24 protein-coding genes are annotated in these 24075 nt (G+C 61.3%); 8 read left to right on the top strand and 16 right to left on the bottom strand.

Annotated elements, in window-relative coordinates; translation table 11 throughout:
* The first annotated feature begins 240 nt into the window (after positions 1 to 240).
* The 4 genes from RlegSU303_RS28150 (at position 241) to RlegSU303_RS28165 (ending at position 4058) form a co-directional block, all read left to right on the top strand.
* The gene (locus RlegSU303_RS28150) at positions 241 to 1239 is read left to right on the top strand and encodes a LacI family DNA-binding transcriptional regulator (protein WP_017956780.1); all 999 of its coding nucleotides are present in this window, start codon (positions 241 to 243) and stop codon (positions 1237 to 1239) included.
* Positions 1240 to 1255: 16 nt separating this feature from the next.
* Positions 1256 to 1930: a 3-oxo-tetronate 4-phosphate decarboxylase gene (gene otnC, locus RlegSU303_RS28155; RefSeq protein WP_017956779.1), complete on the top strand. Its 675-nt coding sequence runs from the start codon at positions 1256 to 1258 to the stop codon at positions 1928 to 1930.
* A 171-nt stretch (positions 1931 to 2101) separates the two neighbouring features.
* A complete protein-coding gene (locus RlegSU303_RS28160; protein WP_003562909.1) occupies positions 2102 to 2770 on the top strand; it encodes a haloacid dehalogenase type II in 669 nt (222 codons plus the stop codon).
* 13 nt (positions 2771 to 2783) lie between these two features.
* Entirely contained in the window at positions 2784 to 4058 is a 1275-nt protein-coding gene (locus RlegSU303_RS28165) for an NAD(P)/FAD-dependent oxidoreductase (protein WP_017956777.1), read from the top strand.
* Between the two features lie 76 nt (positions 4059 to 4134).
* On the opposite strand, the gene RlegSU303_RS28170 is transcribed toward RlegSU303_RS28165, so the two are convergent.
* From RlegSU303_RS28170 to argE, 13 genes are all read right to left on the bottom strand, one after another.
* Positions 4135 to 4440 carry a DUF982 domain-containing protein gene (locus RlegSU303_RS28170; protein ID WP_131719000.1) on the bottom strand — a complete coding sequence of 102 codons (306 nt, stop codon included), beginning with the start codon at positions 4438 to 4440 and terminating at the stop codon, positions 4135 to 4137.
* Positions 4441 to 4551: 111 nt separating this feature from the next.
* The gene (locus RlegSU303_RS28175; RefSeq protein WP_003549783.1) at positions 4552 to 4773 is read right to left on the bottom strand and encodes a hypothetical protein; all 222 of its coding nucleotides are present in this window, start codon (positions 4771 to 4773) and stop codon (positions 4552 to 4554) included.
* Between the two features lie 9 nt (positions 4774 to 4782).
* The gene (locus tag RlegSU303_RS28180) at positions 4783 to 5727 is read right to left on the bottom strand and encodes a ThiF family adenylyltransferase (RefSeq protein WP_017956775.1); all 945 of its coding nucleotides are present in this window, start codon (positions 5725 to 5727) and stop codon (positions 4783 to 4785) included.
* Positions 5724 to 7307, bottom strand: coding sequence for an aKG-HExxH-type peptide beta-hydroxylase (locus RlegSU303_RS28185; protein WP_131620215.1), 1584 nt, complete (start codon positions 7305 to 7307; stop codon positions 5724 to 5726). Before RlegSU303_RS28185 ends, RlegSU303_RS28180 begins: the two co-directional genes overlap by 4 nt.
* Before the next feature lie 105 nt (positions 7308 to 7412).
* Complete coding sequence (locus RlegSU303_RS28190; protein ID WP_017956773.1) at positions 7413 to 9107, bottom strand: S8 family serine peptidase; 1695 nt, start codon at positions 9105 to 9107, stop codon at positions 7413 to 7415.
* Positions 9108 to 9140: 33 nt separating this feature from the next.
* Positions 9141 to 10172, bottom strand: coding sequence for a phosphatase PAP2 family protein (locus RlegSU303_RS28195; RefSeq protein ID WP_131718999.1), 1032 nt, complete (start codon positions 10170 to 10172; stop codon positions 9141 to 9143).
* Between the two features lie 41 nt (positions 10173 to 10213).
* The gene (locus RlegSU303_RS28200) at positions 10214 to 12169 is read right to left on the bottom strand and encodes an SARP family transcriptional regulator (protein ID WP_017956771.1); all 1956 of its coding nucleotides are present in this window, start codon (positions 12167 to 12169) and stop codon (positions 10214 to 10216) included.
* Between the two features lie 227 nt (positions 12170 to 12396).
* On the bottom strand, positions 12397 to 13854 hold the full coding sequence (locus RlegSU303_RS28205; RefSeq protein ID WP_026158216.1) for an NAD-dependent succinate-semialdehyde dehydrogenase: 1458 nt from the start codon (positions 13852 to 13854) through the stop codon (positions 12397 to 12399).
* 15 nt (positions 13855 to 13869) lie between these two features.
* A complete protein-coding gene (locus RlegSU303_RS28210) occupies positions 13870 to 14913 on the bottom strand; it encodes a tartrate dehydrogenase (RefSeq protein WP_131620210.1) in 1044 nt (347 codons plus the stop codon).
* Between the two features lie 9 nt (positions 14914 to 14922).
* On the bottom strand, positions 14923 to 16386 hold the full coding sequence (locus RlegSU303_RS28215; protein ID WP_094088263.1) for an aldehyde dehydrogenase family protein: 1464 nt from the start codon (positions 16384 to 16386) through the stop codon (positions 14923 to 14925).
* Positions 16387 to 16515: 129 nt separating this feature from the next.
* The gene (locus RlegSU303_RS28220; protein ID WP_094088262.1) at positions 16516 to 16869 is read right to left on the bottom strand and encodes a cupin domain-containing protein; all 354 of its coding nucleotides are present in this window, start codon (positions 16867 to 16869) and stop codon (positions 16516 to 16518) included.
* Positions 16870 to 16894: 25 nt separating this feature from the next.
* Positions 16895 to 17818 (bottom strand): 2-hydroxyacid dehydrogenase, encoded by a 924-nt coding sequence (locus RlegSU303_RS28225; RefSeq protein ID WP_026158215.1) that lies wholly within the window; start codon positions 17816 to 17818, stop codon positions 16895 to 16897.
* A 26-nt stretch (positions 17819 to 17844) separates the two neighbouring features.
* Positions 17845 to 18966: an acetylornithine deacetylase gene (gene argE, locus RlegSU303_RS28230; RefSeq protein WP_131627557.1), complete on the bottom strand. Its 1122-nt coding sequence runs from the start codon at positions 18964 to 18966 to the stop codon at positions 17845 to 17847.
* A 336-nt stretch (positions 18967 to 19302) separates the two neighbouring features.
* On the opposite strand from argE, the gene RlegSU303_RS28235 reads away from it, so the two are divergent.
* Positions 19303 to 20205 carry a GNAT family N-acetyltransferase gene (locus RlegSU303_RS28235; RefSeq protein WP_017956763.1) on the top strand — a complete coding sequence of 301 codons (903 nt, stop codon included), beginning with the start codon at positions 19303 to 19305 and terminating at the stop codon, positions 20203 to 20205.
* Positions 20206 to 20235: 30 nt separating this feature from the next.
* Here the strand turns inward: RlegSU303_RS28235 and RlegSU303_RS28240 are convergent, their stop codons facing one another.
* Together RlegSU303_RS28240 and RlegSU303_RS28245 are read right to left on the bottom strand one after the other, a co-directional pair.
* Positions 20236 to 20460 (bottom strand): hypothetical protein, encoded by a 225-nt coding sequence (locus RlegSU303_RS28240; protein WP_017956762.1) that lies wholly within the window; start codon positions 20458 to 20460, stop codon positions 20236 to 20238.
* 292 nt (positions 20461 to 20752) lie between these two features.
* Entirely contained in the window at positions 20753 to 21064 is a 312-nt protein-coding gene (locus tag RlegSU303_RS28245) for a hypothetical protein (protein WP_026158213.1), read from the bottom strand.
* Between the two features lie 267 nt (positions 21065 to 21331).
* Between RlegSU303_RS28245 and RlegSU303_RS28250 the strand changes: the two genes are divergently transcribed.
* Genes RlegSU303_RS28250 through RlegSU303_RS28260 form a run of 3 tightly spaced genes read left to right on the top strand, consistent with a single transcriptional unit; the run spans position 21332 to position 23739 of the window.
* A complete protein-coding gene (locus RlegSU303_RS28250) occupies positions 21332 to 22237 on the top strand; it encodes a LysR family transcriptional regulator (RefSeq protein ID WP_017956760.1) in 906 nt (301 codons plus the stop codon).
* 57 nt (positions 22238 to 22294) lie between these two features.
* Positions 22295 to 23425, top strand: coding sequence for an HPP family protein (locus RlegSU303_RS28255; protein ID WP_017956759.1), 1131 nt, complete (start codon positions 22295 to 22297; stop codon positions 23423 to 23425).
* A gap of 35 nt (positions 23426 to 23460) precedes the next feature.
* Entirely contained in the window at positions 23461 to 23739 is a 279-nt protein-coding gene (locus RlegSU303_RS28260; protein ID WP_017956758.1) for a DUF6522 family protein, read from the top strand.
* A gap of 56 nt (positions 23740 to 23795) precedes the next feature.
* On the opposite strand, the gene RlegSU303_RS28265 is transcribed toward RlegSU303_RS28260, so the two are convergent.
* Complete coding sequence (locus RlegSU303_RS28265; protein ID WP_094088259.1) at positions 23796 to 24032, bottom strand: hypothetical protein; 237 nt, start codon at positions 24030 to 24032, stop codon at positions 23796 to 23798.
* Positions 24033 to 24075: the final 43 nt, after the last annotated feature.

Consider the following 24075-nt stretch of genomic DNA (forward strand, 5'->3'; position numbering starts at 1 on the left):
CTTTCTCCTCCGATTGTTGCCGCGGTCTCCTTGAGATCCTACCGCGGCACGCCATGCCACTTTTTTGGCAGCGCTGCCATTCTCATTAATCCATTTTGGCAGCGCTGCCAACGGCAAATTGGTAGCGCTGCCAAAAAAACCTTGCTTCTTGACGGTAGCGGTGAAAAATGGGGGCAGAGCGGTGGTCATCGGGCGGGCAGGCCGGGCAACCACCTCAACAGTCGGGTTCAAAACGTAACGATGGAATTCAAACATCAGGCGACGGTGACGCTTGCCGAGGTCGCAGAAGCGGCCGGTGTTGGCGAGAGCACGGTGTCGCGCGTACTGCGCAACCACGGTTCGTTTTCCGGCAAGACGCGCGAGCGGGTAATGGTCGCCGTCGAGCGGCTGGGCTATGTGCCGAACCGGATCGCGGGAACGCTCGCCTCCACCGGTTCGCGTCTTGTCGCCTTCGTCATTCCGTCTTTGTCCAACATCGTCTTTCCCGATGTGCTGCGCGGCGCCAGCGCCGTTCTGGAAGAAAACCGGTATCAGGCGGTTTTCTCCGTGACCGATTATGATCCGGGCAAGGAAGAAGCGCTCGCTGCTGCGATGCTTGCCTGGCGGCCGGCGGCGGTCATGCTGGCGGGATGCGAGCATACCGAGGGCACGGTGAAGATGCTGCGCGCCAGCGGGTGCCGGGTCGTCGAACTGCTCGATCTGGACGGCGATGCTCTCGATATCGCGGTCGGTTTCTCGAACCGCGCGGCCGGGCGGGAGAGCGCTGCATTCCTGCTGAAGCGGGGGTATCGCCGGATCGGCTATGTCGGCCACGACCTGAACCGCGATACCCGTGCCGGCAAGCGGTTTTCCAGCTTTTGCGAAACGCTCGCTGCGCATGACGCCCCGCTCGTCGCCCGCGAAATTCTCCCAGGCGCTTCGTCCGTGGAAAATGGCAGGCTGGGGCTGGAGCGGCTGCTTGCCCGGACGAATGATCTCGATGCGGTTTATTTCTCCAACGACGACATGGCGCTGGGCGGCTATTTTCATTGTCTGGCCGAGGGGATAGCGATTCCCTCGAAGCTCGCCATTTTCGGCTATAACGGCCTCGATATCGGCCGGGCAACCCCGCAACCGCTGTCGACCATCCGAACGCCGCGTGTGGCGACGGGGCAGATAGCCGCGCAGTTGGTCGTCACTAATGCGCCGCCGCAGGCCGTCGATCTCGGCTTTGAATTGATCGAAGGGGCAACCGCGTAATATTGGAGGAACTGTCATGTCCGACGCGCGCCTGCGTGAGGAAATCTGCCGATATGGCCGCTCGCTGTTCGAACGCGGGCTGACGCCCGGTTCGTCGGGCAACATATCGCTGCGGCTGGAGGATGGCGGCTGGCTGGTCACGCCGACCAACGCCTCGCTCGGTTTCCTCGACCCGGCACGGATCTCCAGGCTCGATGCCGAAGGCCGGCTCCTGTCCGGCGACAAGCCGACCAAGGAGATCCCGCTGCACACTGCCCTCTATGATACGCGCGGCAGCGCCCGCGCCATCGTCCATCTTCATTCCACCCACGCGGTGGCACTGACCATGCTGCCGGAGATCGATCCGCGCGCCGCCCTGCCACCAATGACGCCATATTATCTGATGCGCGCCGGCGAAACCGCGCTGGTGCCCTATTATCGTCCCGGCGATCCGGCGGTGGCCGACGCGATCCGCGGACTGGCGGGCAAATATTCGTCAGTGCTTCTGGCCAATCACGGACCTGTTGTTGCCGGCGACAGCCTGGAGGCGGCGGTCTTTGCGACCGAGGAACTGGAGGAAACGGCGAAGCTCTATCTGCTGTTGCGCAACCTCAATCCCCGTTTCCTCAGCCCGGCGCAGGTGGCCGATCTCGTCAACACCTTCGGCCTCGACCTCCCGTCGCATCACGATCATGATCACGACGGCGATTGAATGAGTCACTCCGCCGACCGTTGACCGCGGGCAGGCGCGCAACCTTCTGCCAAACCCTGCTTTCGATACGATAGATTCTGCTTCCGATGGCGGCAATTCAGGCGAGCTGTGGGTGAAGCGATGCCTATGATTGTGACACGTCCCCAGTTCCGATCGCTCAAGGATACTCAAATGACGACGTTCCGTCCGAAATACATCACCTTCGACTGCTACGGCACGCTGACCAACTTTCAGATGGCGGAGGCGGCACGCGATCTCTACGGCGAAGAGCTCGACGAGCCACGCATGGCGGAGTTCATCAAGAATTTCGCCGCCTATCGGCTCGACGAGATTATGGGTGACTGGAAACCCTATGCCGAGGTGGTGCACAATTCACTCGAGCGGACGTGCAAACGCAACGGCGTGACATTTCGCGACGAAGCCGCCCGGATGGTCTATGAGCGGGTTCCGACCTGGGGGCCGCATTCAGATGTCCCGGCCGGTCTCGCCAAGGTCGCCAAGGAAATCCCCTTGGTCATCCTTTCCAACGCCATGAATTCGCAGATCATGTCGAACGTCGAAAAACTGGGCGCGCCCTTCCATGCGGTCTATACCGCCGAGCAGGCGCAGTCCTATAAGCCACGCTTCAAGGGCTTTGAATATATGCTCGATATGCTGGGTTGCGGACCGGAAGACGTGCTGCATTGCTCGTCCTCCTTCCGCTACGACCTGATGTCGGCCCACGATCTCGGCATCAAGAACAAGGTTTGGGTCAATCGCGGCCACGAGCCGGCCAACCCCTATTACGGCTATGTCGAAATTCCTGACATCTCGGGCCTGCCTGGCGTCGTCGGGCTCTGACGGAGACGCGCGGATGCAATTCGAATCCTACTGGCACAACACGGCACCAGCCTTTCCCGGCGGCGCTCAGGGCCCCGTCGAAGGACATTATGACGTCGCCGTCATCGGCGCCGGCTTCACCGGGCTTGCCGCTGCGCGCCAGCTTGCGAAAACGGGCGTCAAGGTCGTCGTGCTGGAAGGCGAACGGGTCGGCTGGGGGGCATCGGGGCGCAATGGCGGCCACCTCAACAACGGGCTCGCCCACAGTTTCCTGTCCGCCAAATCAGCACTCGGCGTGGAGCGGGCCGTCGCCCTCTACAAGGCGTTCGACGATTCCATCGACACGATCGAGGCGATTATCGCCGAAGAGGGGATCGACTGCAATTTCCGCCGCGCCGGAAAGCTAAAGCTTGCCTCCAAGCCGCAGCATTTCGATGCCCTTGCCCGCAATTTCGAGGCTGTTCACAGAGAGGTCGATCCGGACACGGCGCTTCTGACGGCGAGTGACCTGAAAAGCGAGGTTAGGTCGCCCTTCCATGGCGCCATGCTCTCGAAGAAGAGCGCGATGATGCATATGGGCCGCTATGTCGCGGGGCTCGCCACTGCGGCCACCCGTCACGGTGCAGTCATCTTCGAAAAGGCCTCCGTGACCGCACACCGGCAGGGCAACGGTCGCCACAGCCTTGAGACCGCACGCGGCACCGTCACCGCAGACCACGTCCTAGTCGCGACAGGCGCCTATACGCCGTCGCTCTTTAATTATTTCCGCCGCCGGATCATTTCCGTCGGCAGCTTTCTGATCGCGACCCGTCCGCTGACTGACGCCGAAATCGCCGCTACGATGCCGGGCAACCGCACCTGCGTCACGTCGATGAACATCGGCAACTATTTCCGGCTGTCGCCCGACAAGCGGCTGATTTTCGGCGGTCGCGCCCGGTTTTCCGCCACATCGGATCAGCGCTCGGACGCAAGGAGCGGCGACATTCTCCGCGCCAGCCTGGCTGAAATCTTCCCGCAGCTTGCCGGCGTCGAGATCGACTATTGCTGGGGCGGGCTCGTCGACATGACCAAGGACCGCTATCCGCGCGCCGGCTATGTCGATGGTGTCTGGTATGCCATGGGCTATTCCGGCCACGGCGCCCAGCTCTCCACCCATCTCGGCATGATCATGGCCGACGCCATCCTCGGCAAGGCCGACCACAATCCGATCAAGGGGCTCGAATGGCCGGCCGTTCCCGGCCATTTCGGAAAGCCGTGGTTCCTGCCGCTCGTCGGGCTCTATTACAAGACCCTCGATCGCTTCCAGTAACGGACCGGATCAGTCCGATTGCAGCCGAAACGGCTCGATGGGGCAGGATTGAGATGACCGCCTGCCCGGCGCTCAACTATCTGGCCTCGCTGACTGGATAGATCCTGAGAATCCCAAGGCGGTTATCAGTCGTGATCGCTGCAATACCCGCTTCATATGCGGCGCGGACGATTGCCTCATGCAATTGCTCGGGTTCGCTCTCTCCAGTAAGAACCTCCAAACAGATTCTCACCGCCGTGAGGAATTCCTCACCATCGTCGGTGGGCCATTCCTTCAGCAACACTTGGGCAGCCTCGTGAGCGGTACGGATCACCTTGCGATCCTTCCCTTCGGCAAAAACAAGAATTATCGTTGGGAACTTTCTCACCATATCGAATCTCATTGCCCCTGAACTCCGCGGGATGGCCAGTGCCAATGCCGGGTCATGGTTCGGACCGAGATTGGCCACACATGCTCGTCAACCATCTTCCGCGTCGTTTCGACAATCACGTGCCTATCCTCCGGTTGGTGGGAAGGAGGAGTTCGCTAGATTGGCCTTTAGCTCGCGGGCTGCCGCCTCAAGGAGTCGCTTGAATTCTTCGGAGGTCACGCCATCCGCGCGCATCACGATGGCGATCAGTGGATCACGAAGAGCTTCGGTTATCGTCAGCTCATCGTTCTTTCCGGCAGTTGCGCCAACGGGGCAACAATATTCCGAGGAAAATAGCGCGATCATGGACATACCTTACATTCGGGGTGTTTTAAGAGAGTGCAGCTCGGCTTGATCGCCTTTGAGGTCCAATATCCATTGGCGTCCCCGGGCGACCGAGTGTCTCGAACGGCAGTTTTGGGCGATCTGCGACACAGCAAGGCCGGCGACCAATGGGTTGTCGACGGTGGCCGGCGGCGCGCGAAAGCTGCCGTCGGTTGCGACTTGGGTGGCGCAATGGCAGACGGAACAAGCGTCCTCATGCACCAAGACCAAAGGACCTGCCATGCAATAGTTTGCAGAGCGGCCGACATGCAGATGCGGCGGCAGGCCGGCTTTCAATGCTCGGCAGGCCGACAGGAGATCTTGGGTTGGACGAGAATCGTCGCCGGCGAAAATGAAGAACGGGTTATTAGCGTAGTCTGCGATTAACCGCAGCGCCGAGGCGCCTTCCGCAAATTCCGGCAGCGTGAAGACATAGGCCGAGAAACCCGCGGCCAGATGGGTTGCCAGCCTGTCGGTCTTCAGCCAGCCGAGATCAGCCTCACCTGCCCAAGGGAGACGGTTCAAATCGTTTTCGTCGATACGATCGGCATCCACGAGAAGGAAATGGCGCGCGCCGAGGGCCGCGAGCTGGATGGCGATCTGTGAGCCCAAGTCGCCGCATCCGATGATGACGAAGTCGATATCGCCAAACCGTGCGATGTCGCGTTGCCGATGGAGAGGCGTCAGGATGGCGTCGTGGTGATCGATTGCGGCGGAGTCATATTCGTCCTCCGCCGGCATATCGGAAGCCTTCAACGAGACGACGAATGCAGACCTGGTAACATGGGGGCTCTGTTCCTCGACAGAATCGGCACTATTGCCGGTGAACAGAGCCCCCCGGCCGCCCCGCCCAAGGCTGTGGGTGACGAGGTTCGGGAAGTCGACGGACGCGGTGGCGGCCGCCGATAATCGTTTGGACCGATCATTGACCATCACATCGCCTCCATCTCGCTGGGCGCAACTCCGCGGATCGTCGCGGCGTAGTGACCGTAATCCTCGCCCATCGCATGGTCGGGGGTCTTCACAATCACGTGGAATTTGCCGTCGTACCAGAGGCTGACATTGTCGCCGCTGTCATCGATCTCTCGCCGGCCCATCCGAGGATCGATCGGCTCCTTGCCGCGCAGCAGCATCTGTCCGATATCCCAGGCTTGGCGATCGAGAACTCGCTGGCGCTCGGCAAGATGCGCCTGCCGGTGCGCAATGGGTTCTTCGGCAAGCAACTGGCTGACGAGGAACAAGATCCGACTGCTCCAGGAAGGAATGGCGGCGATGTCTGGGAGGTCGAGGAGGACATCGCCGCCGAGACGTTCGATTCCTTTCCGAGCGATGTCGACAAGCGGGACTTGCCGCGCGGCATAGGCGATTATGAATGCCGCTTTCCGGGCGCGGCGCTCAGGATCCGTCTCGGTGGATAGGCATGCCATGCGCAAGGCGCACTCCCAGGGAATGGTGTAGGCCGTATGCAGGATGCTCTCGAGCGTCTGTAAGTCCTTCTTGTATGGGGAAACATATTGGAACTCGCCGGGCAGGGATGCCGCCGCCGAGGCCGTATAGAACCCGAGCAGGATATTCCCCGCCTCATGAAGCAGTTGGGCCGCTGTCGCGGCATGATCGCCGGCGCGCAATCTCTCTCTGGAAAGGACGATGAGCGCGCTGCCCGGCAATTCGTTCGAACTCGAAAAGGAGCACTGCGGTTCGCGCCGCACGCCAACGTAAAGCGTGTGCAGGCCGGCGATCAGACGCTGATGGCCGTACTCGTCCAAGTCCGCGATCAATGCGAAGGCCTTCTCCAGATGGTCGGCGATTCGATCCAATTCCGCATCGTCGGTGATCGGATAGCCGGGCCGGGGATAGTCCGGCATGCATTGGCGGAGGAGGGCTTGCATGATACGGCTTCGCGCCGGACTTTCGATGTGCACGAGGCCGATGCCGCAAGAGAGCCGGCACGCTGTCTGACGTTCGAGTTCAAGATCCGATGCGATCAGATCCGGCTGCAGATAGCGGCCGACGACCTGCACATCGGGGCGGGCTGCCTGCCATTCCAGACTGCGCGCGAGCGCACCCATCCAGGCTGCAAGTACGGATGAACGGTAAGGGTCGGCGCCGACCGGTCCGGCAACCGCTGGCGGAAGCTCCGGCAGGCGAGTGTATCCGCCATCTGCAAGATCGGGGAAATAACCTGACAGTGCCTCTACCCCAGCCGAACAACCGGCGAGCTTCGAAGCCGCCGCAAGCGTGCGGCCATATTGGAAGCGTCGCTTCAAAAGGTTGCGTGTTGCCACGCGCTGCAGGGAGACGGAACTTGCCATCAGGGGATTGCGCTTGAGCAGGAGGCGCGCCTCATCTGCCAACTGTTGTGTGCGTGACGCGGACATCGGCAGCCTCCGTGAGTTTGTCTTCGGGCGGATCAAGGTTGCATCTCGGGCAAGAATGCCGGAGTTCGGGCCGGCTTCGTCGAGTATTGGAACGGTATGCGCCGTCCGTTGAGAGGCACTATTGCCCAAGGGCGTCATTCGCCCGCCAGTACCGCGTTAAAAATCCGTAAAAAGGGGCGTAAACAAAGAAAAAGCCCCCTCGATAGAGGAGGCTTGGAATCTCTCGAAAAGCATCCCCGGGCTTCAGATGGCCAGGGCTGCCTGTACCGCAGCCCGCGCATTTGGCAGGCCCGATCCAAAGAAATAGCCCATCTCGACGGCGTCCTCGCTTTCGGCGTTCATGCAATCCGCCGTCAATTTCCTCGTACCGGGGGCGACAATGGCGTCCAGGCGGGATGTGGTCTTCAGAATCGATTTCACTTGAGGTCCCGAGAGGCGGTCACCCAGATTGTGGCGGCTTTTGTAGGCCCGCTGTATCAGGGCACATAGCCCGCCCACCTGCGCCGCCGCGCCTGATGTGCCCCCGAAGGTGGTGTAGTATCCGCCCCCGATGCCGGGATTGGTTCCGAACGGCACGACGGCCGACCACGGATCGGAGCCATGATCATAGCCGAAAATCCCCGATAGGTCGGTCGTCAGCAGCGAGAAGTGCGAATAGCAATATTCCCGCGTTCGAAAAGCGCTGTAGTCGTGCTGCGCGGCAAATGGAGAAAGCCGGTCGAGGCGCAACTGATGCCTGTTGAAGACTTCCCCGTCGTCGGAGGGGGAGACAACCGTCAATCCTTCGCCGTAATTGCTGTAGCCCGAACGGAAACCTTCGACGGTAACGGCTCCAACTGCAATGACGCCGTTGTTGTCGGCGGCAAGACTTGCCGGATAGATCAGCTGGCTCTCGCCACTGTTTCCTGCGGCGCAGACGATCGGGATGTGCCGGCTGATGGAGAGGATGAGTTGTTTGAGGACATGCCATGGGCGATCCGGATTGGAGCCTTTCTGCGCAGCCTTCGGCTCCAGTTCAGGCCCGCCTTGATCAGCAACGGCAATGCGCGTGAATAGGTTGGCGGCATCCTGGTTTTTCCATAATTCCAGGTCGGCCTTCAGCTCGTTCTTCGGATCAACGATGCTGCGTTTCGGGTCAGGCAGACCGCGCGGCAAGACGATCACGTCTGCTTTCTGAAGATAGGCATAGAGGAAGGCCGCAATGAACTGCCTGACATCGTCTTCGAAGGATGTTCTGATGGAGATGAGCCTTGAGAAAGGATCAACGCCGAAATAGGGGATGACATTGCGATTGCCGCTCGTATGCAGCTCGTCGCCATTCCCGTAGAAGGCTCCTTCCGGCGGAAGGCTTGAGGTGCCCTCTTCCGCAACAACGGCGGGTTCGCCGACGATCAGCCCAGCGCAACAGGTACCATGCGACGCAAACAGCGATTCCGGATTGTAGAGCCGCCGGAGAACACCCTCCGACGCGGCGTATTCGGCAACCAGATCACCGAGATAGTCTCGGTCGTCGTTCGAAAGGCCCATATTGCCGAGCGGAGCGATGTCGAGCCCGGCAAAGAAGGCATGTCTTTCCTCGCGGTCAAAAGACGTGGTCGTATCGAGAATTTCGAGCACGCGGGCGCCGTAGCGATGGGTCGTCAAATCGATTGACGCCTCCCGGTCAAGCCGGGTTGCCAGATTGGGATGATCCGGAGATACGCCGACATCGATCAGCGCGACCCGTGCGGGTCGCAGCGGGCCGGCGGAAGCGATGGCATCCCAGACTGTGCCGGTGATGAGGGGATCGGGGAGCGCGCGTGCGGCGCTCGCATCGGGCGCTGGAGGCGCCGGCGGAGCCGATCCGTATTCCGCGTCGACGACGCCAAGAGCAGTCAGGTGCCAGAGATAGTAGTAGTTGATCGGCGCGGGCCCAGGCATTTGTGTTTGATCCGTCATGGTTGTAACCCTGTTGAGCAGCAGCTGGAGAATTCAGACCCATTCGTCGTGTACGGCCTGGAACAGAGGACCGAACGCGTCGTGGAGGTAGGGAGCGAAGCGTCGGGCGAGATCTCGCCCTGCCTGCGTGTCGCTCGGATAGTGCAGGCCGGCCCATTCGCGATTTTCGGCGACGTTCTGGGCGATGCGGGCAAGCTCGTCGGTAGCGGGATGTTCCGGCAAGATCGTCGAGAATGCGAAGGCGATCGAAAAGCACTGGAACGAATGGTTGCTGGGATAGGACTCGTGAACCGGCACGGACAGCAAAGGCCGCAGCAAGGGCTCAAACTGGTTTGGTCGCTGCCGGTTGAACTGGCTCTTGTAGATCAGTCCGACATACTCGCAGGCCGTCAGGATCGCCTGGAAAAGGCCCTCCGTCTGCTCGAAACCGCCGAGATCCTCGATATACAATGCGCGGGTGAATTCCCCGACAGAGATCGTCGCCTCGATTTGGATGTCGGGCAGGCGCCGCACGCGTTCGCGGTCGCGGCGCTGCATAGAGAGCAGCACCGTCGTTTCGAGGCGGGTATAATCCGGGCCGGGCGGCGGAAGTATATCCAGCATTTCCCAGGTGAAGCGCCGAGCCGCGGTATAGGCGTTGCGTGACGGCTGCTGGTGCAGCCTGCGCAGCTCGAAGGAGGGGATAAGCTGCGACACGCCGAGGCTGGCGCCGTCCATCGTCGACTTGTTCTTGTTTTTGTTCTTGTTCTTATTTTTGTTCTTGTTTTTGTTCAACGACGCCTTGTTGAGCACCGACTTGTTCGCCACGCTCGTGAGGACCGAGGCTGCGGCCATTGTCGCCATCATCGGCTCGGCCAGAGGCGATGCATCTTCACCCGTGCCGGAGAAAAGCGCAGGTTCGGAGGCCGCATCAGGTGCAGCCGGCGACGCGCCAGCGATAGGATCAGCACCGGCATCGTCCCTCGGTTCGCATGGAAGGACCGTATCCGGCTCAATCCTGAATTTATAACTGTTTAGAAATAAAACTAATTTTGATTGCGATTCGTGGGCAGTGTCCGCTTCCATTGCAGCCTCCTTGCGCGATGATGTGAAGAATTGTCCGAGGTTCAGCGCAGCTTGGCGCCGGCCTTGAGCAGGCCGTCGATCAAGATCTGGCCGCCGCCTGTGTCGAGTAGCGGATAGCCGCTGCCGCGGAAGGCGTTGATGGAGAAGCCGCCCTCGACTGCCTCAAGACGCTGCAGGTAATGCCGCGCGCCGCCAAGATCGTTGGAATGGGCATGACTGGAGGCAAGATAGCGCAGCAGGCTGTTGAAGTTCGGTCGTGCCCGCAAGGCTTCTTCGCCTGCGGCTATGGCTGCGGCATGATCGCCTGCAAGCGCTGCCGCAATGCATTTGGTCGTATCGAAGTAATATTTATGCGGGCTGTAGACGCCGAGTTCCTGTACCCAACGTGCCATCGCCACCGCCTTGTCGGGCTGGCCCGCATAGCAGTGCAGCATTGCGTAGAGGTCCCAACCGAGCGGCAGGGCCGGATTCAGGCGGATCGATTTTTCGAACAGGTTGGCCGCATAGTCGTATTCGCCGAACAGGAACGAATGGACGTGGCCGACGAGCGCGAGCGACACGGAATTCTGCGGATCGAGTTCCAGCGCCTTGCGTGCATAGGCCTGGGCTTCCTCGATCAGATGCGCGTCCAGCGCGTTGAAACCTTGGCCAACCTGGAAAGTGCGAATGAATGACAGCCAGGCAAAAGTCGATGACCGCGGCTGATACTGGATCTGTTCTTCCAGCCGCCGTTCCGCGTTATCGAGGTCGTCGCGCGACAGCCGGAAGATCGCATTGACGGCATCGATCAGAAGACCGTCTTGCGACAATCGACTGTCGGTTGCCTGGATCTCCTGGAAATAGGCCAGCTGATCGACGGCCTGGCTGATCAGCGCAGCGGCGATGCCGAACTCGCCCCGCTCGAACTGCGTGCGGTTGATTGCCTGACTGCCCAGCCAATGAATACGGTTGTTGATCAGGTGCTTCATCGCCAGTTCGATCAGCACCATGTCACCATCAAACGTCAGGCGAAGCTGCAGGCATATGGGAAGGCTGATCTGCTGTTCGTTCTCTTCAGTATCCGGCAAGGTAAAGGAGAGGTCGGTGACGCCAAAGCCCAGCCCATCGATGATGGCTTTTGCAATGAGGTTCTGGAACCGTGTCGCAGCAATTTGTCCACCCTCTCCGGCACCCACCACGATGGGGGACAGAAGAGCCATCATCCATTGCCAGCCACCGCCGACCCGCCGCCCATATGGGTCGCTGCTGGCGATGTCCACGGATTTGCCTGTTCTCGACGTATCCGGGGCGCCTGTTAAAGGCAGCAGGGCGGAATGTTTGGCGATATCGCGGCTCGGCTGCTGTCGCGGCTCGAATACATCGTGGACTTGTCCTTCATCGAGACGGCGATACCAATTTTGCCTTTCCAGCGCCAACCAGTCCTCGAATTCGGGATCGCGGATGTCTATACCTTCGAGCAATTCGTCGGTAACTTGATCCGGAGACCGCTCCGTCCGAAGCACCAGGTCGGTATCGAGCACGAGTCGGTCCGTATCCAGCCAAACGGTGTTCTTATCCGCAATCAAGAGATCGCGTGCCGGCCCCAGACTCTTATGAATGTCCAAAAGCGCCTGGCGTAGACTGGCTGCCGCCTGGTCATCGGAGCGATCGCTCCATAACTTGTCCCTAAGCCAGATTCTCGAGCGCGAGCCCCGGGTGGACAATGCAAGCATTGCCAGAAGAGCCTGTGCCTTTTTGGATTTCGGAGCAACCGACCGCCCCCCGGCGTCCACAAGGGCAAAAGGCCCAAGCAGGAACATCCGAAACGGATAGTGCTCCTTGTTTATGCGATCCAACGGCCCCGCCCCCGCTGCCTCCGATACGCTCGTTTGGCGGCCGGAAAACCTGGCATCCAGGGGCCAGTCTGCCACAACTTCGGCTCCTGACAAGCAACCGGGAAGGGAAACCGGGATTGCGAAATGTAAATCTATGCTATGACGATGATCGAACTGAAGCATAACCGGTTGAAATCCCTCTGCGTAACTTCGCAAAGCGGCCGTAGCATCCTGCCGTCAAAGCAGCGTCAAAGAAATGTTGTTTAGGCACCGTAATTTTGCAGGCATCCGCTAAAGGCTGCGGAGTACTTTAAAACGACGTGTCGGAGTTGCTCCAGCAGGAGCATCGACCGTCGCTCCGATCATCCAGCGCCGGGATGATGTCCCGGCGCTCTTTTGTTTTCCTGTAGTCAGGCGAGCCCGCCGATGTGGAAGCTCTTCATTTCGAGATATTCCTCGATGCCGCATTGCGCGCCCTCCCGGCCAAGACCGGATTGTTTGACGCCGCCGAAGGGAGCCACCTCGGTCGAGATCGCCCCTGTGTTCAGGCCGACCATCCCGAATTCGAGCGCTTCGGCGACACGCCAGGAGCGTTTCAGGCTCTCGGTGTAGAAATAGGCCGCAAGCCCGAAGGGCGTGGCGTTGGCGATGCGGATCGCCTCCTCCTCGTGGTCGAAACGGAAAAGCGGGGCAACAGGCCCGAAGGTCTCTTCGCTGGCAAGCTGCATCTCGGTCGTCGCACCGCCAAGCACCATCGGCACCGCATATTGATCGCCTTCAGGCACGGAACCCGCGGTGGCGAGGATCCTCGCTCCCTTTTCCACAGCATCGTCGACATGACGCTTGATCTTCTCGATCGCTGCCTTGTTGATCATCGGCCCGATATCGGTGCCGGCATCCGTGCCGGCCCCGACCTTCATGGCCGATACGCGCGCGGAAAGTTTGGCGGCAAAGGCCTCATAGACACCGGACTGGACGAGAAGCCGGTTGGCGCAGACGCAGGTCTGCCCGCCATTGCGGAATTTCGAGGCGATCGCGCCTTCCACGGCAAGATCGAGATCGGCGTCGTCGAAGACGATGAAGGGTGCGTTGCCGCCGAGTTCGAGGCTGAGCCGCTTGACGCTGTCGGCCGCGCCGCGCATCAGCAGCGAGCCGACGCGGGTCGAGCCGGTGAAAGAGATCTTGCGGACGGTTTGGTTCGCCATAAGTTCGTCGCCGATGCCGGCCGGCATGCCGGTGACGATATTGATCACCCCCTTGGGAATGCCGGCGCGCTCCGCCAATACGCCGAGCGCCAGCGCCGAAAAAGGGGTGAGGTCCGATGGCTTGACGATGACGGTGCAGCCCGCGGCGAGTGCCGGCCCGACCTTGCGGGTGATCATCGCATTCGGAAAATTCCACGGCGTGATGATCGCCGATACGCCGACGGGCTCTTTCAGAACGACGATCCGCCGATCTGCCGTCGGCGAGGGGATGGTCGTTCCGCCGATGCGGCGCGCCTCCTCGGAGAACCATTTGATGAACGAGGCGCCGTAGCGGATTTCGCCGCGCGCTTCCGTCAGTGGCTTGCCCTGCTCCCGGGTGAGGATCAGCGCCAGATCCTCGATATTGTCGAGCATCAGATCGTGCCAGGCTTCCAGCAATGCGCCGCGCTCGGCATTGGTCTTTGCGCGCCATGGACCAAAGGCCTTTTCTGCCGCGGCGATCGCCGCCCTCGTATCGGCTCCGTCCATGTCGGGCACCGTGCCCAGCACATGCTGGGTCGCCGGATCGATCACCTCGATCGTGTGCCCAGCCGCGGCCCCCCGCCATTCTCCGTCGATCAGTCCCTGCTGACGAAGCAGGCTGCTATCCCTTAATCCGTTCATTCTGTTCTCCATTGATCAGCCAAGTGCCGAAAGCACCGATGCCGTGATCGCGTCGGTCTTGTCCTTGCCGGGAATTGCGCCGATGCCGCGTGCCGTCGTCGCCTCGATTGATGCCATCACCCTTGCGGCGGCAGCCTTTTCTCCGAGATGCTCCAGCATCATTGCGCCCGACCAGATGGCGGCGATCGGATTGGCGATGCCGAGATGAGCGATATCGGGCGCTGAGCCGTGGACGGGTTCGAACATCGATGGCGCCGAGCGATCGGGATTGATATTGGCAGAGGCGGCAAAGCCAAGCCCGCCCTGGATGGCGGCGCCGAGGTCGGTCAGGATATCGCCGAACAGGTTGGAGGCGACCACGACGTCGAGACTATCAGGCGCCATGACCATGCGGGCAGCCATGGCGTCGATATGGTAGCTGGTCACCTCGACATCGGAATATTCCGCAGAAAGCCTCTGGGTGATCTCGTCCCAGAAGACCATCGAATATTTCTGGGCGTTGGACTTCGTCACCGAGGCAAGTTTGCCGCTGCGCGCACGCGCCTGCTCAAAGCCGAAACGCAGGATGCGCTCGACTCCCTTGCGGGTGAAAATCGAGGTTTCGACCGCTACCTCATTATCGGTGCCCTGGTGGACGCGGCCACCGGCGCCGGAATATTCGCCTTCGGTGTTTTCACGAATGCAGAGGATGTCAAAGGCGTCAGCCCTTAACGGCCCCTGCACACCCGGCAGCAGCCGGTGCGGGCGGATATTGGCATATTGAACGAAAGCCTTGCGGATCGGCAGCAGAAGCCCATGCAGCGACACCGAATCCGGCACTTTGCGAGGCCAGCCGACGGCGCCGAGCAGGATGGCGTCGAAGGATCTGAGCGTTTCGATGCCATCGGCGGGCATCATGCTGCCGTTCTCCAGATAGTAGTCGCAGGACCAGGGATAGCTGGTTGCGTCAAGAGCAAATCCGTTCAGGCGCGCTGCCTTTTCGAGCACGGCCCAGGCTGCTGCCGTCACGTCACGGCCGATGCCGTCTCCGGGCAGAAGGGCGATCTTGTAGGTTTTCATCGCAGATCCTCACAGGCTGATGAGCACACTCTTGCTCTTGCGGTTGGCGAGATAGGCGTCGCGGCCGAGATCCTTGCCGATGCCGGACTGCTTGTAGCCGCCGGTCGGCAGGATATGGTCGCGCGAGCGGCCGTAGCGGTTGACCCAGACGGTGCCGGCCTGCAGGCGGCGCGTCACGCGGATGGCACGCGAGAGATCGCGGGTGAAGAGGCCGGCGGCGAGCCCATAGGCCGGATGGTCGGCGAGGCTCAGCGCCTCCTCCTCGTCCTCGAAGGTCTGAATGGTCAGCACCGGTCCGAAGATTTCTTCCAGAACCGCCGGCGATGTTGCCGTCACCCCCGAAATCAGGGTCGGTGCATAGAAATAGCCCTCGCGGTCGAGGCGGCGGCCACCGGTGAGGCACTCGGCGCCGCCGTCGATCGCGGCACGGATGATACCGTCCATGCGGGCGATCTGTCGTTCGGAGATGACGGGCGAATAATCGGTCGCTTCATCCCAGGTGGGGCCGGGGCGGATGGCCGCCAGCCTCTCGACGAGTGCAGCTGCGAGCGCGTCCGCCACCTTCGCCTCGACGATCAGGCGGGATCCGCAAACGCAGGCCTGACCGGCGTTGGAGAGAATGCTGCCGGCGATTGCGCCTGCTGCAAGCTCGAGATCGGCATCGGCGAAAACCAGTTGCGGGCTCTTGCCCCCGAGTTCGAGCGTCATCGGCTTGACGCCGGTGCGGGCGATGTTGGTCATGATCGCCGCGCCTGCTGCGGTCGAGCCGGTGAAACTGACCTTGGAGATGCCCGGATGTCCGGTGATCGCGTTTCCTGTGGTCGGGCCGTCGCCGAGCACGATGTTGACGAGACCGGCCGGCAGGCCGGCTCGCACCGAAAGTTCGGCGAGGTAGAGTGTGGAAAACGGCGTCATTTCCGATGGCTTCAGCACCACTGCATTGCCCGCCGCCAGCGCCGGGCCGAGCTTCCAGCCGGCCATGGACAAGGGAAAATTCCAGGGCGTGATGGCGCCGACGACGCCATAGGGTTCCGTCATGATCATGCCGAAGTTCGCATCGTCGGTTGGGACGAGGTCGCCACCTTCCTTATCCGCGAATTCGGCAAAGAAGCGGATTTGCTCGGCAGTGACGGTGATATCGCCGGCGACGAGATGACCGATGGGCCGTGTCGAGGAGAGCGCTTCGAGCCTGGCGAGGGTCTCGGCCTCGGCTTCGATCAAGTCCGCCCATCGGTGCATCACCACGGTGCGCTCGCGCGGCCGCATGCCGCCCCAATTGCTCGTCTTCAATGCGGTCCTGGCGGTTTCGACGGCCTGGTCGACAAGGGCTTCGTCGGCCAGCGGACAGCCGGCATAAGCCTTGCCGTCGGATGGACGGTGCATGTCGATGACGGCTTCGGCCGGAACCAGCCGGCCGCCGATGAAATGTCCGACGGGCAAAGAAATCGTGTTCGGATCGAAGCTGAGTGTCATCGCATGTCCTCGGGATGGGCTGAGGCAAGCCTAACTGGGGAAAGCGAGCAGCATGCGTCGACCGGTGATGCCGCAGCGGCGAAAAATTGCGTTTTCGCCGCCGCCGCAGTCAAATCTACGGCGTCGGCATCACGACACGGTGACGTAGATCTTGCGTACCGTCTCGATCGTCTTCCAGACACCAACGAAGCCCGGCTTCATGACGAAGCTGTCGCCGGCCTTGTAGACCACCGGTTCGCCGCCGTCCGGCGTGAGTTCAATCAGGCCGGAAAGGATATGGCAGAACTCGAAGGTCTCGCCCTTGATCGAGCGCGTCTCGCCGGGTGTCGCTTCCCAGATGCCGCTATGAACCGTCTCGCCGCGGGCGACATCCTGCGCCCAGGTCTTGAAGGCAGGATTGCCCGAGATCAGCCGTTCGGGGAGGGGGCCGGATTCGCGCGGCGCGAAGGATGGGTTGGTGTCGATCGTTTTGAGGAGGGACATGATTTTGCTTTCCTAGGTTGAGAACTCAGTAGCCGCGGCTGCGATCGATCAGTCCAATCGGATCGAGGCCTGCCTGATGCCGTTTGATGTTGCCGATGACGGCCGCCGCGGCGGTTTCAGGCTGGGTGACGCTCGCAATGTGCGGCGTCAGCAGGATCTTCGGATGGTTCCAGAAGGCGTGGTCCGCGGGCAGCGGCTCCGGATCGGTGACGTCGACGACGGCGCCGGAGAGATGCCCGGCGTCGAGTGCGTCGACGAGCGCCTGATGGTCGAGTTGAGCGCCGCGGCCGACATGGACGAGTGCGGCGCCGGCCGGCAGTCCGGCGAAAAGCTCGGCATTCAGGAAGCCGCGCGTTTCATCCGTCAGCGGCAGCAGGCAGACGAGAATGTCGGTGGTTGCAAGCAGAGTATCGAGGCCGTCGCGGCCGCTCAGGCATCGGACGCCGTCGATCTCGCGCGGGCTGCGGCTCCATCCCGAAAGCGGAAAGCCGAAGGGCTGCAACCGTTCGAGCACGGCGCTGCCAAGCATGCCGAGGCCAAGCACGCCGATACGGCGTTCCGAGGCCTGCCTAGAAGCGATCGTCTGCCAGGTCCGGCGCCGCTGCTGGTCGAGATAGGCCGGCAAGTCGCGATGCAGGGCAAGTACGGCCAGCGTCACATATTCCTGCATCATCCTGACGATGCCGTCCTCGACCATGCGCACCACCTTCACCGAAGCAGGCACTGCATCGATATGGAACTGGTCGATGCCGGCGCCGATCGAAAACAGGATTTCGAGATTGCGATAGCGTGCGAGATCATCCGGCACGGTCCAGGTGATCAGGTAGCGCACGGCGTCCGGTTCGACCGACTTGGGATCCATGGAGAAAGCAATGTCGGGCATTTCGCGCGCGAAGGCTTCGGCGAAGATGGCGCCGCGCTTCGCATCGGAATTGAAGAGAAAGGTCATGGCGTCGGCTCCTTGATCCGATGTCATCAGGTGCAGCGGCGGCCAAGCGCCTCGACCATCGCCTGGCAGGCGAGCAGTTCGCTGGCGAGGATGAATTCGTCCGGCTTGTGGGCGCGGCCGATGTCGCCGGGTCCGCAGATGATCGCATCGATGCCGGCGCGCTGAAAAAGGCCGGCCTCGGTGCCGTAGCTGACGGCGGCGAGCGGTTCGATGCCGGTCAGTTCGCCAAGCAGCGCCGCAAGCGGCGCATCGGCGGCCAGCGAAAGCGCCGGATAGGCGCTGAGTTCGCGCCATTCTATCTGGAAGCCTCGCCGCGATAGCGCTTCGGCCGCCGCTCGGAGTGGGGCAAGCAAGATGATCGGATCGACGCCGGAAATGGCCCGCGCTTCGAACTCGGCCTCGCAGGTGTCGGGAATGATGTTGACCGCCTGGCCGCCCTTCAGCGTGCCGACCTGAAGCGAGGAGTAGGGCGGTTCGAAGGCAGGCTCATACGGGCCGCGCGTGAGCCGTTCGGCTTCGGCGCGAGCGCAAGCCAGGACGTCGGTAATGGCATGGATTGCGTTCAGTCCCTGGTCCGGACGCGAGGAATGACCGGACCGGCCCCTGACCGTCAGCCGGGCCGCGGCCTTGCCTTTGTGGGCGCGGATTGCTCGCATGCCGCTCGGCTCGCCGATGATCGCGCCAAGCGGAGTTTCGCAGAGCTCCGGCAGGCGTGCGATCATGTGCGGCACGCCGCGGCAGCCGGCCTCTTCGTCATAGGAAAAGGCAAGGTGGACAGGCCGGCGAAGCGATGCGGCCGCCAGCGCGGGGACGGCCGCGAGAACCGCGGCCAGGAAGCCCTTCATATCCGTGGCGCCGCGACCGTAGAGGCGGTCCGCTTCGGCGCGCAGGCGAAACGGGTCGCTGGTCCAACCGCCTTCGGCGGCGGGGACCACGTCCATATGGCCTGAGAGGATATAGCCCGGCTCCTCCTTCGGGCCGATTGTGGCGAAGAGGTTCGAGCGATCGCCCTCCGGGCCGAGAAGCTCGGTGACGACGGCGCCGTGGCTTTGCAGGTAGTGCCGGATCCACGCGACGATCTCGCCGTTCGGCGTGCCGACGACGGAGGGGAAGCCAATGAGCCTTTCGAGAATTTCAATGGCCTGCATCGGCGACCTCACAAACATGCCCTGCTTGCCGAGACGGCGGCCATGCCGTCGACGGAAACGACAATTCGGCCCAGCGAGATGTTAGAGGTGTTTGCAACTGGGCTGAGGGAGGTGACATTTCCGGGCTCTCACAGTGAATGGCGACTCCGGCCGCTGGATCTGTTGATGAGTCTAGAGGGAGGCGCAGGCGTTACTTGCCGAAAGCGCATCGGATTTGGTCGATTGTTGTGTTTGCGCAGACTTCACCAGTGAATTGTATCGAACGATCTGTTCTAGTCTGGGCGGAGAAGTTTCCGGGCGCAGACTTGGCCAGAAAAATGCGGCAGGAGGGCGGGAGTGAGTGAACTGATATCCGAATCCAGGTTGGTCGATAGTTTCGAGACGCATATCGCCGGGATCGACAGCGTTGCCCTTGACCAGTTGCACGCACTTTCGATGACCGTCGCCTGGCCGCATCGCGGTGAGGACTGGCAGTTCCTGCGGGAGTTTGGACAGGGTATCGTGGCGATCGATGAAATCGGCCGTATCCTGGGCTCTGCCATGTGGTTTCCCTATGACGCGCAATTTGCCACGGTCGGTATGGTCATTACCTCGCCGCGTCTTCAAACAAATGGCGCCGGTCAATGGTTGATGGGCCATGCGCTGAATCAGGTCGCCGGGCGGAACCTCGGGCTGAATGCGACGCGCGCAGCGCGCCGTCTTTATCGGTCCCTGAATTTTGTTCGGGAGGCGCTCGTCTTTCAATGCCATGGCGAAGCGATATTGCCGCCGGATGTGGCGCCGCCGTCCGGCGCCGTGATACGGGCCGTCGAGGCTGGCGATCTGCAAGCGATCGCCGAATTGGATTGCGTGGCCTTCGGCACGGATCGCAAACTGCTGCTGGCCCGGCTCATGGCAAGTTCCAAGGGCATCGTGTTGAGCCGCGCCGGCCGGATCGAGGCATTCTCGCTTTGCCGGCGGTTCGGGCGTGGCCATGTCATCGGTCCCGTTGTGGCGCGCAGTGACGCAGACGCGATCGCCGTCGTCCGCCCGCATGCTGCCGAGCACGCAGGAGCGTTCCTGCGCCTCGACACGCGCGAGCAGGGCGGAGCCTTTTCCGATTTCCTCTCCCGCTGCGGTCTTCCTGTCTACGATATCGTGACGACCATGTCGCTCGGTGGCCCTTGGCTTCCGGTTGCCGGACGTGCGGTGGCGCCCGAGCCGAAGACTTATGCACTCGTCAGCCAAGCACTCGGTTGAGGAAGCCTACCTGGCGATCGTTGTCGGGGTTTAAGCGCCCGGACAGACCGGTATGCAGGTCAGAGCCTGCTGACGTTCGAATTCGGGCCGGAACGAGCGGTATTGCCAGAAACCATCCGGGCTTTCCCTGCGGTATACGGTCTCGAGCCAGAACACTGTGTCATCGATCGGCAAGACAGGATGCCACGCATACCATTCCGACCAGATTTTTCCTGCCGGGTCGCTGTCCATGATCGCCACTCGCCTCCTCATCATCGGCGCAACTCGAACATCCGTGCGGCACGGGAGTCGTTGCGGTCCCGGCGTGCCTCGACAAATGTTCTATTGTGGAGAATAACAGTGAGAGAATATTCTTCAATGGAGATCATTTTCCCGTATTGCGCGAAGACTTTCTTGTCCGCGGTCGGGGGATGTTTCAGGTTGTAAGATGTGGCTCTGTTGACGAATGATTTCGCCGGTGGATACAACGCCTCGATTGGGCTTCGACACCGGCGATGAGCTGCGGTGTTCAATCACCACTGATCTGCTTGCGTGATGGTTGGATGGCTCAGCTAATCGAACGCAGCCCGAGATAGGCCGCCAAACTGACGGCGGAGAGAGCGATCGTCAACCTGGGTCTCGCATCGTCGAACATCGCCGCCAGCAAAAGGCCGATCAGCAGAATGGCGGATTTTGCCCAAAGATCCTGATCGGAGACGGTGAAAGCGATTGCCGCCAGAAAGACGGCGCTTGCGACGATTGTCACTGGGGCAGATTTCTCGGCGAGATCGCCGCTTGAAAAATACGGCAGAAGAAAACGCCGCATGCTCAAGCCTGAAGCGACGCTCAGAAGAAGACAGGTCAAGACAAGATGCAACATGAGGTCGTCGCCGATCGATCTGCAGATGGCCTTGCGGATGCAAACCTCATGCCAGCCCCAAACCCTAAAATCCTCATCCGACAGAGGCGATGTCGCCGCCTGCATGGCTATTTCCTCGGCGTCGCGATCCTTTTTTCGGCAATCGCCTGCCTGCTCGGTCCGCGGATGGCGTTTTTTCGCCCAATGCCGAAACCGGCTTGAGTTGGCATAATGATTTTTATATAGAGAATTATCTATCGTCTTAATTCCGGAAACGAGATCTTTTCATTGGACCTTTCATCGATCGAGATATTCCTCGCCGTTGCCAGCGACCGCAGCGTGACGAAGGCTGCCAAGGCCGTCGGGCGGGTGCCGTCGAATGTGACGACGCGCATCCAGCAGTTGGAAGAGGACTTCGGCGTTTCCCTCTTCAGTCGTGACGGCAAGAAGATGACGTTGACACGGGAGGGCGAGACGTTTCTCGGCTATGCCAACCGGCTTATGGCGCTTGCGCTCGAAGCGCGCCAGGCCGTGCGGCCTCTCGCCCCATCGGGGACGTTGCGGGTCGGCACCATGGAGAGCACGGCGGCAAGCAGGCTGCCGGCGGCGCTGACGCAATTCAATCAGATGTGGCCTGATGTGTCGCTTCATCTGACGATGGGAGCGTCCCGCGATCTGACCCGCGATGTTCTCTCCGATGCGCTGGATTGCGCGCTGATTGCCCGCCCGCCCAAGACGATGCGCGAGGAAGATTCAGGTTTAGATGCCGAACTCAAGGCGCTCGAGATCGAGCCGATCTTTGTCGAGGACCTGTTGATCGTCTTGCCCTCCGGACATCCCCCCATCAAATCCGCCGCAGACCTGCGTGTCGGATCGCTCGCCGCTCTAGAGCCCGGCTGCACCTATCGCAGGATCGCCGAAAACTGGGCGCGCAAATCGAGCGCCCTGCCGACGAGCGAGCTCGGCTCCTACCACGCGATCCTGGCGAGCGTTGCGACCGGCAACACGGCCGGCGTCATGCCGCGATCCGTCCTTGATCTCATGCACTGGCCGACGCCTGTCCAGACCCACCAGCTGGGACCCGTCGAGACGCTGCTCGTCTATCGCAAGAATGATCGTCCCAGCGCGTTCAGCGCATTCCACGAAGTCCTCAGCGCAACAAAAGGCAGAGATATCAGGCTCGCGGCAAACTAGCCTGAACGTCTTCCTCCTTGGTCCGCTAGATAATCCTCGCTTAAAATTGGTCTTGTTATGCAGTATCCCGTTTCCCCGAAGGTGGGACCGAGCCGCTTCCGCCGCTTCCGTTTGTTTTCACCTATTCTGGCCGGTGCGACCTTACGAGAGCGATTGATTGCATGTCTCGGCGCTTTGCTGGCCATTGGTTTCACCGGCGTCATCAGCGGCTATCTGTTCGGCCAGGGGCCGCATCTTCCCCTGATCGTCGCGCCGATGGGGGCGTCCGCGGTGCTTCTTTTCGCGGTGCCGGCAAGCCCGCTGGCGCAGCCTTGGTCGATCATCGGCGGCAATACGATTTCCGCCCTGATGGGAATCATTGCCGCCTATTTCATTCGTGATCCGATCATCGCGACCGGTGTCGGCGTTTCGCTTGCCATCGGCGCGATGTCCTTCACGCGCTGCCTTCATCCGCCGGGAGGAGCCGCTGCCCTGACCGCCGTTCTCGGCGGCCCTGTCGTTGCCGGCTGGGGATTCCTCTTTCCCTTCGTGCCCGTCGCTTTGAACTCCTGCATTCTCGTCGGCCTTGGCCTGCTGTTCCACAAGCTTTCCAAGCGGAATTATCCGCACGTCGTTCCGAAACCCGCGGAGAACACCCATCAGACGATCGACTTGCCCTCGGCCGTGCGGGTGGGTTTTCGAGAGGAGGATGTCGATGCTGCCCTCGAAGCGCTCGACGAAACCTTCGATATCGATCGGGCAGACCTTGGCCGGCTGTTGCAGCAGGTCCAGCTGCAGGCGGCCATCCGCTCAAACGGCAAGATCAGCTGTGCCGATATCATGTCGCGTGACGTGATCGCCATTGGCGAAGCTCCGGAGCCGGATGCCGCACGGCATCTTCTCTTGAAGCATAATATCCGTACGCTGCCGGTGAAGGACCCGGAGGGCCGCCTCATCGGCACCGTCGGCTTGCGGGAATTGTCGAGGGGCACCGAGACCATCGCGCATGCGATCTCGAGACCGACGGTAGCGAGGCCTTCGGACCCCGCCCTGTCGCTATTGCCCGTTCTGACGGACGGACGCACGCATGCCGTCATCATTGTCGATGACGATTATCGGATCCTTGGCGTGATATCGCAGACGGATCTGCTGAGCGCAGTAGCGCGACTGCTGCCGAAGGAAGAGAATGCGATCCCGGCGGTGGCGTGAGCGGTCGGCGTGAGACGTAGCTGGAGAAAAAGTCGGTGCTGATCGAGCGCGATTCAAATGGCGACTTCATCCTGGAATCATCGGAACTGGCGGAGCGGTTCGGGCTGTCGCTCGCCGATCTTCGCCGCCACATGCGCCATGGTTCCGTCGTCAGTTCCGTGGAAATCGGTACCGCTGAACATGAGGGGACGAAACGGGTGTCGCTTCGGCTCGGCAACAGGCTTTGGCAAGCCGTTTTGAACGATGAAAATGAAGTGCAGCAGGAACAGATGACCGTTCTCCGGGGAAGATCCTCCGGACGGCACCCGCGCTGACACCATCATGATATGTGCTCCCACGCGGTGCTTATTACGCGCAGGCACGGCATTCCCTACCGCTCGTTCGTTTCGAAGAGGCCGCGGGCCGCCTCGACCATCGACTGCAGGTGATTGGGGTCGCGTACGCCCTGTCGGTAGAGCTCGATGACGATGCTCGCCATTCGTTCGGCTTCGTCGCTGTCCTTTGCCACCTGGTAATCGGATCTGATCTTGTCGAAGACCTGCTGGCAGATTTCGAGATCGCGGGAGTCCAGCGGTACCTGCGATCGGCTTTTGATCGTTTGAACCATCTCTATTCCCTTAGACAAGGCCCGCCCGGGGTGCGGGCGGGCC

It is taken from the genome of Rhizobium sp. SU303, from assembly GCF_021052345.1.
GTDB lineage: Bacteria > Pseudomonadota > Alphaproteobacteria > Rhizobiales > Rhizobiaceae > Rhizobium > Rhizobium laguerreae.

Excerpts from the sequence above, each read along its gene's own strand:
- argE (WP_131627557.1), bottom strand. The coding sequence starts at position 18,966 with ATGCAGGCCATTGAAATTCTCGAAAGGCTCATTGGCTTCCCCTCCGTC.
- RlegSU303_RS28165 (WP_017956777.1), top strand. The coding sequence starts at position 2,784 with ATGCAATTCGAATCCTACTGGCACAACACGGCACCAGCCTTTCCCGGC.
- RlegSU303_RS28195 (WP_131718999.1), bottom strand. The coding sequence starts at position 10,172 with ATGGAAGCGGACACTGCCCACGAATCGCAATCAAAATTAGTTTTATTT.
- RlegSU303_RS28205 (WP_026158216.1), bottom strand. The coding sequence starts at position 13,854 with ATGAACGGATTAAGGGATAGCAGCCTGCTTCGTCAGCAGGGACTGATC.
- otnC (WP_017956779.1), top strand. The coding sequence starts at position 1,256 with ATGTCCGACGCGCGCCTGCGTGAGGAAATCTGCCGATATGGCCGCTCG.
- RlegSU303_RS28245 (WP_026158213.1), bottom strand. The coding sequence starts at position 21,064 with ATGTTGCATCTTGTCTTGACCTGTCTTCTTCTGAGCGTCGCTTCAGGC.
- RlegSU303_RS28150 (WP_017956780.1), top strand. The coding sequence starts at position 241 with ATGGAATTCAAACATCAGGCGACGGTGACGCTTGCCGAGGTCGCAGAA.
- RlegSU303_RS28175 (WP_003549783.1), bottom strand. The coding sequence starts at position 4,773 with ATGATCGCGCTATTTTCCTCGGAATATTGTTGCCCCGTTGGCGCAACT.
- RlegSU303_RS28160 (WP_003562909.1), top strand. The coding sequence starts at position 2,102 with ATGACGACGTTCCGTCCGAAATACATCACCTTCGACTGCTACGGCACG.
- RlegSU303_RS28185 (WP_131620215.1), bottom strand. The coding sequence starts at position 7,307 with ATGACGCCCTTGGGCAATAGTGCCTCTCAACGGACGGCGCATACCGTT.
- RlegSU303_RS28240 (WP_017956762.1), bottom strand. The coding sequence starts at position 20,460 with ATGATGAGGAGGCGAGTGGCGATCATGGACAGCGACCCGGCAGGAAAA.
- RlegSU303_RS28200 (WP_017956771.1), bottom strand. The coding sequence starts at position 12,169 with ATGCTTCAGTTCGATCATCGTCATAGCATAGATTTACATTTCGCAATC.
- RlegSU303_RS28265 (WP_094088259.1), bottom strand. The coding sequence starts at position 24,032 with ATGGTTCAAACGATCAAAAGCCGATCGCAGGTACCGCTGGACTCCCGC.
- RlegSU303_RS28210 (WP_131620210.1), bottom strand. The coding sequence starts at position 14,913 with ATGAAAACCTACAAGATCGCCCTTCTGCCCGGAGACGGCATCGGCCGT.
- RlegSU303_RS28225 (WP_026158215.1), bottom strand. The coding sequence starts at position 17,818 with ATGACCTTTCTCTTCAATTCCGATGCGAAGCGCGGCGCCATCTTCGCC.
- RlegSU303_RS28170 (WP_131719000.1), bottom strand. The coding sequence starts at position 4,440 with ATGAGATTCGATATGGTGAGAAAGTTCCCAACGATAATTCTTGTTTTT.
- RlegSU303_RS28190 (WP_017956773.1), bottom strand. The coding sequence starts at position 9,107 with ATGACGGATCAAACACAAATGCCTGGGCCCGCGCCGATCAACTACTAC.
- RlegSU303_RS28215 (WP_094088263.1), bottom strand. The coding sequence starts at position 16,386 with ATGACACTCAGCTTCGATCCGAACACGATTTCTTTGCCCGTCGGACAT.
- RlegSU303_RS28220 (WP_094088262.1), bottom strand. The coding sequence starts at position 16,869 with ATGTCCCTCCTCAAAACGATCGACACCAACCCATCCTTCGCGCCGCGC.
- RlegSU303_RS28255 (WP_017956759.1), top strand. The coding sequence starts at position 22,295 with ATGCAGTATCCCGTTTCCCCGAAGGTGGGACCGAGCCGCTTCCGCCGC.